This is a genomic window from Peribacillus kribbensis DSM 17871 (genome assembly GCF_000430765.1).
In the GTDB taxonomy this organism is placed as follows: domain Bacteria; phylum Bacillota; class Bacilli; order Bacillales; family DSM-1321; genus Paraperibacillus; species Paraperibacillus kribbensis.
On sequence record NZ_KE387240.1, the window covers coordinates 54,666 to 67,009 of the forward strand.

Sequence of the window (12,344 nt, forward strand, 5' to 3'; positions counted from 1 at the left end):
CCCATTAACTATTTAAGAGAGGAGAAATAGAGATGAGTGTTCAGAAAAGTACAGACAGTTCAAGTCTTGCAGAAGTCATCGATAGAATCCTGGATAAAGGAATCGTAATCGATGCATTTGTTAGAGTATCGCTGGTAGGGATTGAGATTCTTACAGTGGAAGCACGGGTGGTTATCGCCAGTGTGGATACATGGCTCCGGTACGCCGAAGCTGTTGGGCTTCTCAGAGATGAAGTTCAAGAGGAGGGGCTAAGTAATAGAAGACAAACCCAGAACGAGCAGTTTAGTTTTTAAACCTAAATGATGGATTTTAACAAGGAAAGGGATGTATTGGGAAAATGAATTACGAGAAAGTAGAGAACCAGCAGGATATAAATAAGAACACAGATCAAAACCAGCAGACAGAAGGCACGAAATCGGAGTTAAGCCGGAAAGCTGAGACGCAAGGAAATGAGAATAACCAGCAGGGAGAACAAAAAAAGGAAGGCGCTAATTTCTCTATGAATCTAGCTTTACTTGGAGGTGTGGTCGGAGCCGGAATCGGACTTCTTGCTAATCCAAAAACAAGCAAGAAAGTAATGAAGAACTTGGGAGAATCTGAATTCCTTAAGATTGCAGGAGAAGAATTCAGGAAAACCGCCCAGGAGCTTTTGGCTGGCCAGGCGCAGAATAGTGTGAAACAACTGGCTTCGGGCTATTTAAGCAAAATCGAAGAGAACCTGCTATCACCAAAAAAGGGGAAAGGCAGCAATGAATCCAGCCAGGTTGGTCAAAAGTATGAAGAAATCAAAGAAGAGAATAAAAATTTGAATGGCCGTCTGGAACGAATTGAGAAAATGCTCAGCGACCTGGCTGGATCCAAGTAAGCCGAATCCTCTTTTCGTGTGATTGAAAGGGGGGGGATTGATTGCATTATATTAAAAAAACTGCGGCAAAAGCAGCAAAGAAAGTTATCGAGCATGCTCCCGAACCTGTAAAGGAGAAAGCTAAAGAATTTATAGTCGACAAGGCAAAAGAGAAGGTTGTCGAGCATATCCAGGATAAGGCCCATGAATTCACTGAACATCTAGAGGGTGCGAGAGATGAATTCGCTGATAAACTGTACGATAAAGCAGGGGAAGCGAAAGGGAAAACCCAGGATGTTTTGCTTACAGCCCGGGATAAGCTTGGAAAAGTAAAAGAGGCGGGGGAGAATTTCCAAAAGAAGGTCTCCGGCGATAAAGACGAAGACAAGAAAGTGAGGGGTGTCAAAAATATTAAAGGTATCAGCAGTATAAAAACATCTAAGGACATTAAAGGTGCAACCAAGATTAAAAGCTATGAAAACATCAAAAAAGGATAGGTAAGGGGGAGAGTTCTTATCCATCCTTTTTACGAAAGGAGATTTCAATAATGGCAGTTCAAAAGAGTACCGACAGTTCAAGCTTAGCCGAAGTAATCGACCGTATCCTGGATAAAGGGATTGTAATCGACGCATTTGTCAGAGTGTCGGTAGTGGGTATCGAGATTTTAACGGTGGAAGCACGTGTTGTAATTGCAAGTGTGGATACCTGGCTGCGGTATGCTGAGGCAGTCGGATTGCTCCGTGACGAAGTGGAGGAGAGAGGACTTCCGTCTCAGTCTAATGAAAGAAGCAATGCCCGATTTAGTATCTAGAAGTGGAAGGCAACGCCAGGGTTAAACCCTGGCCTGCATTCTGCAGCAGGAGGCCAATATGGAAATCAAAAAAATCATTGGAAATGTAACGGGATTCTTCAATGAGTTCGTGGCTCCTGTCCATAAAATCACTTCTGTGGAAGCTGATGAACCCAATGGCTGGAAGCTGACGGTGGAGGTCATTGAAGAAAAGGAATATATGAAAAAATACGCAAAGGACGAAATGCTCGGTGTATATGATGTGCACTTAAATCAGGAACAGGAAGTCATCTCCTATAAAAGAAGGGATATCCGTTACAGAAGTTCCATTAAATATGAAGCGTAGGATTGGAGCAGGAGGAAACAATGTGACGGTACTAAAGAAAACAGTTAACAGGGATTCAAGAGCCATTTCTAAGGATGAACAGACAGAAAATCTGCTGTCCAGGACACTGCAGTACCTAAAAGCCGGCTATCCGGTCCATTTTATAGGTCCTTCCGGGACAGGAAAAACTTCACTCGCTCTTGCTCTCGCCAAAAAAAGAAAAAGACCAGTCATGCTCATACATGGAAACCATGAACTGAACAATAAAGACTTAATTGGAGATTTTACCGGATATACAAGTAAAAAAGTCGTCGATAATTATATTCGTTCAGTCTATAAAAAGGATGAAAGTGTCACTGAAACATGGAGGGACGGACGCCTGCTGGAGGCAGTGAAAAACGGCTATACGCTCATATACGATGAGTTTACCCGGTCACAGCCAACCACAAATAATATCTTTTTGTCCATTTTGGAGGAAGGGATTCTCCCTCTGTACGGGACGAAGCTTACGGAACCGTTTGTCCGTGTACACCCTGAATTTTCTGTCATCTTTACCAGCAACCCTGAAGAGTATGCAGGTGTTTATAAGACGCAGGATGCACTGCTTGATCGACTGATAACCATTTATATCGATCACAAAGACCGTGACCGCGAGGCGGCTATCGTGGCAGATAAGATGGATATCCCCGAGAACCGGGCCCAAGCCATTACATCCCTGGTTGCCGACCTGCGCAGTAAGTGTAAAGCCGAAAGCGGGCCAAGCCTTCGAGCATCGCTTATGATTGCAAAACTTGCAGCTGAAGAAGAAATTCCTATAGATGGGGAGAGCTCCAGCTTCCAGCGCTTGTGCATAGATATTTTAGGGCATGGGATAAGCCGGTGTATCGAAGCGGAAGAGCCGTTGAAGAAAGCAGAAGAACTAATCCTGGAAGCTTGTCAAAATGTAAAGGTCAATGAGAAATAAAGGAGAGTTTTGTTATGAGTCAAGAAGAGTCAATGGGCATTTATATATTCTGTGGAATACAGACTGAAAAAGATGAGGAATTTGGAGAAATCGAAATCGAAGGCGAAAGGAAAGAACTATTCACCATCAGGTATCAAGATTCAGCAATGGTAGCTGCCGAGGTTCCTATGAAAATTTATCATCCGAATAAAAACAATTTAATCATGCACCAAAATGCTGTTTCAACCGTTATGAAAAGAAATGAGACAGTCATACCTGTAAGCTTCGGCAATGTCTTCAAATCAAAAGCAGATGTGGGCGTACTGCTCGAAAATTTATATCCACAATTTAAAAAACTTTTCCCAGAAATAAAAGGCAAGATTGAGCTTGGATTGAAAGTGATCGGCAAAAAAGAATGGCTTGAATCACAGGTAGCCCAAAATTCAAAAATAGATAAGATGGCCAAGGCTGTACAGGGTAAATCGGAAGCAGCCAGCTACTATGAAAGAATTCAAATAGGCGGAGCAGCCCAGAAGCTGATTACTTCTTTACAGCAAGAAGTGAAGCAGGAAGTGTTTAATCCATTATCTGAATTAGCCGAAGCGTCAAAAACAAATGATCCGACAAGCGAGAAAATGCTCTTAAATGCTGCTTTCTTAGTAGAACGAAATAAAGAATCAGAGTTTGACCAAAAAATTAATGAGCTTTACGAGAAATGGAAGGATAAGGTGGAGTTCAATTACAGCGGGCCATGGCCAGCCTATAACTTCATCAATATCCGGCTAAAAGTTGAGGATGACTAATGATTCATAAACTAATATCGGCTCCTATTAACCTTGTCATAAAGATTGGACAAAAGGTAAAAGAAGAAGCAGATAAAGAGCTTTATGACCTTCCTACAATCCAGCAGAAGCTGATTCAGCTCCAAATGATGTTTGAGCTTGGGGAAATACCAGAAGAGGCTTATACCGCTAAGGAGGAAGAACTGCTTTTACGATATGAAATTGCCAAACGCATGGAAATGGAGCAATGGGAAGAAATGACCAAGAAGAAAGGACAGTAAGTGATGGACGGTCTTATTTATTTATACGGATTAGTTCCGGCAAGGGAAACAGAACAGCAGCCGCTGCCTGCTTTAAAAGGATTTGATGGAAAGGGAGAGATCTACACCGTTCCAATCGGCAGCATTGCTGCGATTATCTGCAGCCTTGATCCAATCGAGTATTCGGAAGAGGTAATCAAGGATAAAACAAATAATGATATGGAATGGCTGCGAGAGAAAGCATTCCATCATCATGAAACAGCCCTGAAGCTTTCAAAGCTATATACTCTCATTCCATTAAAGTTCTGCACTCTTTATAAAAATCAGGCTAGCCTTGAGAAGGCTGTACAATCCAATGAGGCTAAAATGCTGGATACTCTGGATTTAATTACAGGAAATGAAGAGTGGAATCTCAAAATCTACTGTGATGACAAGCTTTTAAAAGAAAAAGTAAGCCAGAGCAATCCAACAATAGAGGCCAAAAGAGAAGAAATAAGCCAGCTGCCAAAGGGAAAACAATTTTTTGAAAAGAAAAAGCTGGATAAGTTAATAGAATCAGAACTTCAGGAAGAAAAAAATAGGGTCAGCGAACGGATCCATGAGCATCTTCAACAGTACACCCTTAAGGGAACTAACAAAAGGACCTGGAATAAGGATGTTACGGGCCGAAAAGAAAATATGACCTGGAACAGTGTCTATCTTATTTCAGTACCCCGGGTAGAGGAGTTCCTGGAACAAATTCAAGAATACGAAAAGGAAATGAAGAAAAAAGGATGGCAGTTTGAAGCGTCAGGTCCGTGGCCGGCCTATCATTTTTCCTGTTTTTCCTAAGGGTCATTTTCTAAAAGAGTGTTGCTATTTTAATAAGTTTTGTGAAGTCATCTCATTGTTAAAACAGGGGATTGGAATGTAAGGTGCGAGAGCAGCGGGACAGGTGAGACCCCGCAGGCGAAGCCGAGGAGGCTCACCGCCCGCCCAGCGGAAAGCGATCATCCTTTCGTCAAATTCAACCTCTTTGTTCAATAGCATCATGGGTTTGCGAAAACAGACCTTCATATTAGCAGGCAAAAGGCCTAACTGCCCGGCAGGAAGCTTTTTAAAGGCCAGTGATTTAAGTGAGAGTCACTAAAAAACATCTCTTATAAAGTGAGGAATAGGAGATATGTCAATAAGAGAAACAGTTGAGGACAAGGATATTGCGTTAATTGATATATTGGACGTCATCCTTGATAAGGGTGTCGCCATAAAAGCAGATTTAGTTATTTCTATTGCCGGTGTCGATCTGGTTTATCTGGATCTAAGACTATTGATCGCATCGGTAGAATCACTAGTACAAGCCCAAAATGGAACACGTAAACCGATATCATCGGGACAATTCGATAGACAGAGGGAGGAGTTGATCGATGCAACCGGCCGGCCAGACAAATGGAAAAATTAATCTTGATCCGGATCATGCAGAGCATGGATTGGCGCAGCTTGTTTTAACGGTTATAGAACTGCTAAGGCAGATTGTGGAAAGGCATGCCATCAGGCGAGTGGAGGGTGGGACCCTGACAGATGAACAAATTGAAAATCTGGGTGAAGCTCTCGCGAATCTGGAAGAAAAGATGGAAGAATTAAAAGAAATTTTCGGCTTGAATGCCGAAGACTTGAATATTGATCTTGGTCCTTTAGGCAGCTTGCTTTAATTCATAATCCAAAGGTGGAATCACAAATGGCAATCGAACATAATGTGCAGTCCAGCACCATTGTGGATGTCCTGGAGAAAATACTGGATAAAGGTGTAGTCATTGCTGGTGACATCACAGTAGGTATTGCTGACGTTGAATTACTGACCATTAAAATACGCCTTATTGTTGCCTCCGTTGATAAGGCAAAGGAAATAGGAATGGATTGGTGGGAGACGGATCCATACTTGACTTCCAAGGCTGCAGACAATAATACCAAAGCACTTGAACAAGAAAATAAGCGGCTGCAGGAACGACTGGAGGCTCTAGAAAAAGGTATGCCTTCTAACCGCCTGGGATCTCCTGAATTTAATTATTGATAGGAGTTAGTACTATGGAAAATACAAAAAATGAAAATCAAAATCAAGAAACAAATGAAAGAAAGGTTGAGGCCGGCAGTGTCCTCAAACGTTCCCTAGCCGGAGCCCTGATTGGAGCTGCTGCTGGGTATCTGGCAACTCCTGAGAATGGGAAGAAGCTTATAGAAAACATAAGTGCACATAAACTCAAAAACTCAGGTGCCAGCCTAGGCCAGGCTGTGAAGAAAAAGTCAAAGAAAGCATCAGCTTCCATAAAAGAAGCAACCGCCAAGCTGTTCCATAGAAAAGAGTATATTTCAATAGAAGGCTATTCTAACGAGCAGGATGACAATTCTGAGAATGAAACAAGCCTCAAGCCGGGAATGAAGGGAAACAGCGGCCAAAATGAAGAACAGCCATCAAAAAAAGAAAATGCTAAAAAGCAGGAAGACTTAAATGAGCGGCTGGGACGCTTAGAAAAGATGATGTCCCAGCTGGGTGAAGATTAATAGATTCATATTTATTTAGACAAAAAAGAAACCTACATTATAAAGCAAAATATCTATCTACTATTTGGAGGGGTTATAACCATGGCAGAAGAAACAAAGAATAATCAAAATCAGACAGAAGAATCAAAAAAGAAACAGGACTCAAATAACAGCCAGATCATCCGCTCACTAGCAGGGGGCTTAATTGGGGCAGCAGTCGGCTATGCAGCATCTCCTGAGACTGGAAGAAAGCTTAAAGAAGTCTTTGATAGTGAAAAGCTGTCCAGCAAAGGATCTGACTTAGGACATGCCATGAAAGAAAACTCTAAAAAAGCCTTTGATACAGTGAAAAACTCGGCAACCAAACTTTTCAACAAAGACAGCGGAAAGTCTAAAAAAGATGCATCTAAAGATGGCGATGCTGAAGCGGAAGCGGACTTTTCAGCAAGTGCATCTGTTGATACAAACAAGGGAGACGTTAATAAGCGCCTTGATCGTTTAGAAGAAATGCTTTCAAAACTTCTTGAAGAGAAAATGGGGCAAAAGAAAGACCAATCTTCCGGCGAATCCGCGAAGGCTGCAGCATCATCAAACAAGGAAAAAAATGAACAAGAAGGCTCTGAGAACCAGGGGAATAACCAATCTCAATCAAAGGAAAAAGACTCTGAATCATTTCTAAAATCCCCGCTAGGCGCAGGCGAGTCTGAATCAAAGGGGAGCAATCAAACACAGGGAGAATCCGGTGAATCAGAATCAAAATCAGAAGGCCAGTGCAGCAGTCAGAATTCAAAGTCTCAATCAAATGATTCTGAGGATTCACAGACCCAGCAAGAAGGAAAAGAAAGCGAAGGACCACAACCTGAATCAGAAGACCAAAACGGAAGTAAAGGTTCTGAATCCCAATCAGAAGGCCAGGAGGAAAGTGAAGGATCACAGCGTGGATCAGAAGACCACAACGAAAGTAAAGGTTCTGAATCCCAGGGTCAGGAGGAAAGCGAAGAATCACAGCCTGAATCAGAAAGTCAAAAGGACAGTAAGGGCATAGAAGAGGCTTCCAAGGATAAAGAGGGAAGCAAAGGAAAAGGTGATCAGTCAGAGGACCAGGAGAGCAGTGAAGATTCAGAGTCAACACAATCACAGCCAAAAGGCCAAAATGAAGGCAAAGCTTCTGATCAACAGGCAGGAAATCAAAAATATGAGTCTCTTAAAGAAGAAAATAAAAGTCTTCAGAATCGCTTGGGCAAGATAGAAGAAATGTTAGCAGCGATGCTGGGAAAAAAGGGGCAGGACGACCAGAAAGAAAACAAGAGTGAGGAAAATTCACAGAGCGGAGAATCAGCAGGGACGGAAAACTCTGAAACGGAAGATGAAGAAGATTCCCAGGAAACACAAAAAAAAAATCCCACGGGCGAGGATAAAAGTCTAGAAAGTCGAAATAACGAAGGGTCTGACATTAATAAAGACACCGAAGAAGACAGTCAAAACAATAAGTCAAATACAAATCGACAAAGTGGAGAAGACAGTGATCAAGAAACAAATTCTGACCTAGAAGATACATGTGAAAATAATAAAGACCAAAAAGAACAGGAAGACAGTGAAGAGGGCACAGACAACGGCCAGGATGGAAGCCAGTCCAAGCAGGAAAACAAAAAACAGAGTGTGAGTTCACCCGGCGGTTCAGGAGAAGCCGAAACCGGCATCAGAGTTGAAATCTCCGGAGACAGCGGGCAGAACAGCCAGAACAGCCAGTTTGAAAAGAATACAGGCGAAAGCCAGGCTGTAAGCGGTGAGGGCCCTAATAAATCAGAAGGTGAGGAAGCCAGCGAAGAGTCTGAAGGCGGTACAGACGGCCAGGAGACTGACGAAGATGTGAAAAATGATAATGAAGATCAGGCGGATAATGAAGAAAGCGCTGATGAATCAGAAGGTGAGGAAGCCAGCGAAGAGTCTGAAGGCGGTACAGACGGCCAGGAGACTGACAAAGATGTAAAAAATGACGAAGAAGACCAGGCGGATGATGAAGAAAGCGCTGATGAATCAGAAGGTGAGGAAGACAGTGAAGAGTCTGAAGGCGGTATAGATGGCCAGGAGACTGACAAAGATGTGAAAAATGACGATGAAAATCAGGCGGATAATGAGGAAAGCGCTGATGATTCAGAAGCTAAGAAGGACAACCAGGAAGAGTCCGAAGATTATAGTAATCAAGGGAATAATGAAGAGGATGAGAATCAAGAAGATGCTGGTCAAGAAAGTAATGCTCAGGGAAAAAATAAAAACAAAAATAATAACAATAACAATGTAAATAATCAAAGTAAGTCCAATAAGAAAAAAAATAAATCCGGTAAAAATAAGAACAATGAGAATAAAAATCAATCTGCCCCAAAAAACTCAGAGAAGGGGGAGGACTACGCAGTGATCTCCGCCGACGAAGAAACCTACCTTCTTCTAAATGGGTTACGAAAGGAGACTTGATGATGAGCAGTTCACAGGACAACATTCTGGAATTTTTTGTCCAGGCCGCAAATAATCATGATTTTGCCCTGGATATTACATTGAATGTGAAGGGGGCCGTTATTACGGGTACAATGGTTTCTGCCAAGGAGTATTTTGATACTCTAAGTGAAACGTTTGAAGATGGAAATGACCTCGCTCAGGCAATCAGCGAGCAGCTGTCACAGGCTGGCGAATCAGCCCAGAATGGCGATTCCAAGGCTAATTTCATCCACATGAAGGAAGCAAAGGTCTATTGCGGTGACAGCAAGCCGACCCCATCCAAAGGGAAAATACTCTGGCGGGGAAAGCTATCAGAAATAGACGGCTTCTTTTTAGGGAAAATATATGATAGCAGTGAAAAAGAATCATAGATTACAAATCAGAAGCAATTGCCAGTGGGGGAGCTGGCAGTTGCTTCTACTGCTATTAGATACATAATCCAAGAGCTGTCAGTGCAGCGTGGAAGATAGTAAAATGAAAAAGACTGTTAAAAACTTGCCAGCGGTTCAAAATATTTTATATATTGCATTAGAAGAATACGTTAATAGTGTTAATATTTCAAAAGAAGCGGCCGTCTTAATTGAGCTTTTTAATTATGTATTAATCTCCTTCACATTATAGGAATATAATGACAACCCGCTGGCGAAAAGTTAAACTGATAATATTAACTTCTAGGTAGCAAATAAAACAATGTCTTATACTTATTTAAATATAATGTTGAAGGAGATTGCTCATGTCTTATTTTAAACAGGAGATCATAAAAATCACACTGCCGACTCCGTTTGCCGTTGGGGATGTCCACGCGTATCTTTTAGTGGGGGATACCTTGACGCTCGTTGATTGCGGGACAAAAACCGAGGAGTCCCGGAATGCCCTTGAGGCCGGCCTTCAGGCAGAAGGATACAGCCTCAGTGATATTGAACAGCTTTTAATCACCCACCATCATCCCGATCATGCCGGAGGATCGAGCTTTTTGCGGGAGGAGATTCCGTATATAGGACATCCAGGCAATCAGCGCTGGCTGGCTCTTGAAGAAGCTTTTCAGCAGGAACATGATGAATTTTTTCTTTCGCTTTCAAAGACTCTTGGCGTGCCCCGGGAGTATGAAGGTTTTATTAAATATCTTCGTTCATCCCTTCGCTATTCGGGCAATAGAACGTTAACCTCTTTTCTAAATAATGGAGATGAGGTTCCAGGGCATCCCGGGTGGAAAGTCATCGAGACTCTCGGGCATGCACAGAGCCATATCTCCCTGTACAGGGAATTGGACGGAAGCATGGTGGGTGGTGATCATCTGTTGGACAGGATTTCACCGAATCCGTTAATAGAGCCTCCTGTTAAGCCTGGGGAGGAACGCCCAAAATCGCTGCTTCAGTACAATGCTTCTATCAAGGAGCTTTACCAGATGCCTATTTCCATTGTCTATCCTGGGCATGGAGGAAATATTGAGGATGTCCAGGGAATCATCACCCGGAATCTGGACAGACAGCATGAGAGAGCCATGAACGTAAAGGCCATGCTCGAGGGAAAGCCAATGTCAGCTTTTGAAGTCTGTATACAGCTTTTTCCAAAAGTGTTCAGGAAGGAGCCGGGTCTTACTCTTTCTGAAACCGTAGGGCAGCTGGATTATCTGCTGGATCTTGAAGCCATTCAGCCAGAAGAAACTAAATCTGGGATGGTTTATTCTATTTGAGAAGCGAGGTGAAGAAATGGGAAAGAATTTGAAAGATAAAGTGGTGGCCGTTACCGGGGCCTCCGGCGGCATCGGCAGGGAAATCGCCCTGAAGGCTGCCGAAAGGGGCGCTCATCTCGTCTTGATGGCACGAAGCGTGGATAAGCTGGAAACCCTTAAGCAGGAAATTGAATCAAGATATGAACACAAGGCCTATGTGTATAACCTGGATGTTTCGGATGCCCGAAAGATTGAAAAGGTCTTTGCGGATATCCAGCAGGAAGCAGGCCCAATTGATGTATTGATCAACAATGCAGGATTCGGAGTTTTTAAGGAAGCGCATGAGGTGGACCTTGAAGAAGCAAAGGCCATGTTTGAAGTGAATGTGCTGGGGCTCGTAGCCTGCACAAGTGCGGTCCTTCCCGAAATGAAGAAACGCAGGTCGGGCCATATTATCAATATCGCTTCACAGGCTGGCAAGATTGCTTCGCCGAAATCCAGCATCTACTCGGCGACTAAGCATGCGGTCCTTGGCTATACCAACAGTATCCGGATGGAGCTTGCAGACGATGGAATCAAGGTGACCTCAGTCAATCCAGGTCCGATTGCCACCAATTTCTTCAATATTGCTGATGAATCCGGAAGCTATGTGAAAAATGTCCAAAAATTCATGCTTCAGCCGGAATTTGTGGCTGAAAAAGTGGTCGATGCCATGCTGACTGACAAGCGGGAAATCAATCTGCCGGGCTGGATGAGCCTGGGAAGCATCTTCTTTTCTTTGTTTCCGAAGTCCTTTGAACGAATCGGGAGAAAATTTATTTTTAAAAAATAACCCTTTTGCTGGGCACATACCCGCTGGTGCGGGTATGAATGCCGGTTCTTACCTTATTTCAGCTGTAAACAGGGCCTTCAATCTTGATAGGACCGCTTTCAACTCAATCAAACCATCAATCACGATATCTGCCTTCGCCAATTCATCTTCTCGCGAGAAATCAAACCGGCATCCAACGGCAGTCAGTCCATTATCTTTAGCGGCTTTAATATCGGATAGGCGGTCTCCGATGACTGCTCCCTACGTAATATGGTATTTTTGGAGAATCGTTTTGACTAAATCTCCCTTATTAATTGATTCGATCTGCTCGATACTGAATGTTTCAGTTACCCAGGCATCCAGATGATAATGGCTTACAATGGCCTTTAAATAATGCGGCAGTCCGTTGCTTGCTATGTATATGGAACAGTTATTTTCCTTCAAAAAGCTGAGAACTTCTACAGCATTGGGATAGAGTGCACCTTTTCCATTTTTTATATTTTCAATTAATCGTTCTTGAAAATAATCATTGATTTGTTCCCGGATTTCATCTGAATGATGGGGCAGTAAGACCTTCCAGACTTCTTTTAAAGGGACACCCATTATTTCACGATACTTCTCTACTGGAGCTGCTTCTTTCCATTCCCCTTGTGACCTCAACCGATCAAAAGTGTCCTCCAGTGCCAATTCTAAAATTTTATCGGTTTGAAACAGCGTACCATCCATATCAAAGATCAGCTATTGTGACATTGTCATCTCTCCCCAAAAATGTTTATATCCACTCCAAAGTTTATCATAAAAAATGGATGTACAAAGGAAAAATTATCCTAGAATATTTTCTCGGTTGTTTCTTGACTCTTTTTTAAAGTGTGGTTTTAAAGCAGTAGGTTGATTTCCGTTCTAGGGTCTC

The 12,344-nt window shown here is 42.8% G+C and carries 17 protein-coding genes and 1 pseudogene; 17 read left to right on the forward strand and 1 reads right to left on the reverse strand.

From position 1 onward, the window contains the following. Positions 1–32 precede the first annotated feature (32 nt). The 17 genes from gvpA to H539_RS0118455 all read left to right on the forward strand — a co-directional run bounded on the left by gvpA (position 33) and on the right by H539_RS0118455 (position 11,455). Complete coding sequence (gene gvpA, locus H539_RS0118370; RefSeq protein ID WP_026694723.1) at positions 33–293, forward strand: gas vesicle structural protein GvpA; 261 nt, start codon at positions 33–35, stop codon at positions 291–293. Between the two features lie 44 nt (positions 294–337). Continuing rightward, a complete protein-coding gene (locus H539_RS29050; RefSeq protein ID WP_245602219.1) occupies positions 338–865 on the forward strand; it encodes a YtxH domain-containing protein in 528 nt (175 codons plus the stop codon). 41 nt (positions 866–906) lie between these two features. Beyond that, a complete protein-coding gene (gene gvpQ / locus H539_RS0118380; RefSeq protein ID WP_026694724.1) occupies positions 907–1,341 on the forward strand; it encodes a gas vesicle protein GvpQ in 435 nt (144 codons plus the stop codon). Between the two features lie 50 nt (positions 1,342–1,391). Next, the gene (gvpJ, locus tag H539_RS0118385; RefSeq protein ID WP_026694725.1) at positions 1,392–1,655 is read left to right on the forward strand and encodes a gas vesicle protein GvpJ; all 264 of its coding nucleotides are present in this window, start codon (positions 1,392–1,394) and stop codon (positions 1,653–1,655) included. A gap of 58 nt (positions 1,656–1,713) precedes the next feature. Further along, the gene (gene gvpO / locus H539_RS0118390) at positions 1,714–1,980 is read left to right on the forward strand and encodes a gas vesicle protein GvpO (protein WP_026694726.1); all 267 of its coding nucleotides are present in this window, start codon (positions 1,714–1,716) and stop codon (positions 1,978–1,980) included. A gap of 22 nt (positions 1,981–2,002) precedes the next feature. Next, positions 2,003–2,923, forward strand: a complete 921-nt coding sequence (gene gvpN, locus H539_RS0118395; RefSeq protein WP_026694727.1) for a gas vesicle protein GvpN — start codon at positions 2,003–2,005, stop codon at positions 2,921–2,923. A 14-nt stretch (positions 2,924–2,937) separates the two neighbouring features. After that, positions 2,938–3,705, forward strand: a complete 768-nt coding sequence (locus H539_RS0118400; protein ID WP_026694728.1) for a GvpL/GvpF family gas vesicle protein — start codon at positions 2,938–2,940, stop codon at positions 3,703–3,705. Next, positions 3,705–3,965 (forward strand): gas vesicle protein GvpG, encoded by a 261-nt coding sequence (locus H539_RS0118405; RefSeq protein ID WP_026694729.1) that lies wholly within the window; start codon positions 3,705–3,707, stop codon positions 3,963–3,965. The genes H539_RS0118400 and H539_RS0118405 overlap by 1 nt, the downstream gene beginning before the upstream one ends. Positions 3,966–3,968: 3 nt before the next feature. Further along, positions 3,969–4,775, forward strand: a complete 807-nt coding sequence (locus H539_RS0118410) for a GvpL/GvpF family gas vesicle protein (RefSeq protein WP_026694730.1) — start codon at positions 3,969–3,971, stop codon at positions 4,773–4,775. A 331-nt stretch (positions 4,776–5,106) separates the two neighbouring features. After that, a complete protein-coding gene (locus tag H539_RS0118415; RefSeq protein ID WP_026694731.1) occupies positions 5,107–5,382 on the forward strand; it encodes a gas vesicle protein in 276 nt (91 codons plus the stop codon). Continuing rightward, positions 5,348–5,632, forward strand: a complete 285-nt coding sequence (locus tag H539_RS0118420; protein ID WP_026694732.1) for a gas vesicle protein K — start codon at positions 5,348–5,350, stop codon at positions 5,630–5,632. The genes H539_RS0118415 and H539_RS0118420 overlap by 35 nt, the downstream gene beginning before the upstream one ends. Positions 5,633–5,658: 26 nt before the next feature. Next, entirely contained in the window at positions 5,659–5,991 is a 333-nt protein-coding gene (locus H539_RS0118425) for a gas vesicle protein GvpJ (protein WP_026694733.1), read from the forward strand. 14 nt (positions 5,992–6,005) lie between these two features. Continuing rightward, positions 6,006–6,479: a GvpT/GvpP family gas vesicle accessory protein gene (gene gvpT / locus H539_RS0118430; protein ID WP_026694734.1), complete on the forward strand. Its 474-nt coding sequence runs from the start codon at positions 6,006–6,008 to the stop codon at positions 6,477–6,479. 81 nt (positions 6,480–6,560) lie between these two features. Beyond that, positions 6,561–8,930, forward strand: coding sequence for a GvpT/GvpP family gas vesicle accessory protein (gene gvpT / locus H539_RS0118435; protein ID WP_026694735.1), 2,370 nt, complete (start codon positions 6,561–6,563; stop codon positions 8,928–8,930). Beyond that, on the forward strand, positions 8,930–9,322 hold the full coding sequence (gene gvpU, locus H539_RS0118440) for a gas vesicle accessory protein GvpU (RefSeq protein ID WP_342664021.1): 393 nt from the start codon (positions 8,930–8,932) through the stop codon (positions 9,320–9,322). The genes gvpT (H539_RS0118435) and gvpU overlap by 1 nt, the downstream gene beginning before the upstream one ends. Before the next feature lie 362 nt (positions 9,323–9,684). Then, on the forward strand, positions 9,685–10,644 hold the full coding sequence (locus H539_RS0118450) for an MBL fold metallo-hydrolase (protein WP_026694737.1): 960 nt from the start codon (positions 9,685–9,687) through the stop codon (positions 10,642–10,644). Between the two features lie 16 nt (positions 10,645–10,660). Continuing rightward, entirely contained in the window at positions 10,661–11,455 is a 795-nt protein-coding gene (locus H539_RS0118455) for an SDR family NAD(P)-dependent oxidoreductase (protein WP_026694738.1), read from the forward strand. 48 nt (positions 11,456–11,503) lie between these two features. Here the strand turns inward: H539_RS0118455 and H539_RS29055 are convergent. Further along, positions 11,504–12,160: pseudogene (locus H539_RS29055) on the reverse strand (HAD family hydrolase). Between the last annotated feature and the right edge of the window lie 184 nt (positions 12,161–12,344).

What these genes read in the sequence shown, in the direction of transcription:
- H539_RS0118455 (WP_026694738.1), top strand. Translation starts at nt 10,661, where the DNA reads ATGGGAAAGAATTTGAAAGATAAAGTGGTGGCCGTTACCGGGGCCTCC.
- H539_RS0118400 (WP_026694728.1), top strand. Translation starts at nt 2,938, where the DNA reads ATGAGTCAAGAAGAGTCAATGGGCATTTATATATTCTGTGGAATACAG.
- H539_RS0118420 (WP_026694732.1), top strand. Translation starts at nt 5,348, where the DNA reads ATGCAACCGGCCGGCCAGACAAATGGAAAAATTAATCTTGATCCGGAT.
- H539_RS0118405 (WP_026694729.1), top strand. Translation starts at nt 3,705, where the DNA reads ATGATTCATAAACTAATATCGGCTCCTATTAACCTTGTCATAAAGATT.
- gvpA (WP_026694723.1), top strand. Translation starts at nt 33, where the DNA reads ATGAGTGTTCAGAAAAGTACAGACAGTTCAAGTCTTGCAGAAGTCATC.
- gvpT (WP_026694734.1), top strand. Translation starts at nt 6,006, where the DNA reads ATGGAAAATACAAAAAATGAAAATCAAAATCAAGAAACAAATGAAAGA.
- gvpO (WP_026694726.1), top strand. Translation starts at nt 1,714, where the DNA reads ATGGAAATCAAAAAAATCATTGGAAATGTAACGGGATTCTTCAATGAG.
- H539_RS29050 (WP_245602219.1), top strand. Translation starts at nt 338, where the DNA reads ATGAATTACGAGAAAGTAGAGAACCAGCAGGATATAAATAAGAACACA.
- H539_RS0118415 (WP_026694731.1), top strand. Translation starts at nt 5,107, where the DNA reads ATGTCAATAAGAGAAACAGTTGAGGACAAGGATATTGCGTTAATTGAT.
- H539_RS0118425 (WP_026694733.1), top strand. Translation starts at nt 5,659, where the DNA reads ATGGCAATCGAACATAATGTGCAGTCCAGCACCATTGTGGATGTCCTG.
- gvpU (WP_342664021.1), top strand. Translation starts at nt 8,930, where the DNA reads ATGATGAGCAGTTCACAGGACAACATTCTGGAATTTTTTGTCCAGGCC.
- gvpJ (WP_026694725.1), top strand. Translation starts at nt 1,392, where the DNA reads ATGGCAGTTCAAAAGAGTACCGACAGTTCAAGCTTAGCCGAAGTAATC.
- H539_RS0118450 (WP_026694737.1), top strand. Translation starts at nt 9,685, where the DNA reads ATGTCTTATTTTAAACAGGAGATCATAAAAATCACACTGCCGACTCCG.
- gvpT (WP_026694735.1), top strand. Translation starts at nt 6,561, where the DNA reads ATGGCAGAAGAAACAAAGAATAATCAAAATCAGACAGAAGAATCAAAA.
- H539_RS0118410 (WP_026694730.1), top strand. Translation starts at nt 3,969, where the DNA reads ATGGACGGTCTTATTTATTTATACGGATTAGTTCCGGCAAGGGAAACA.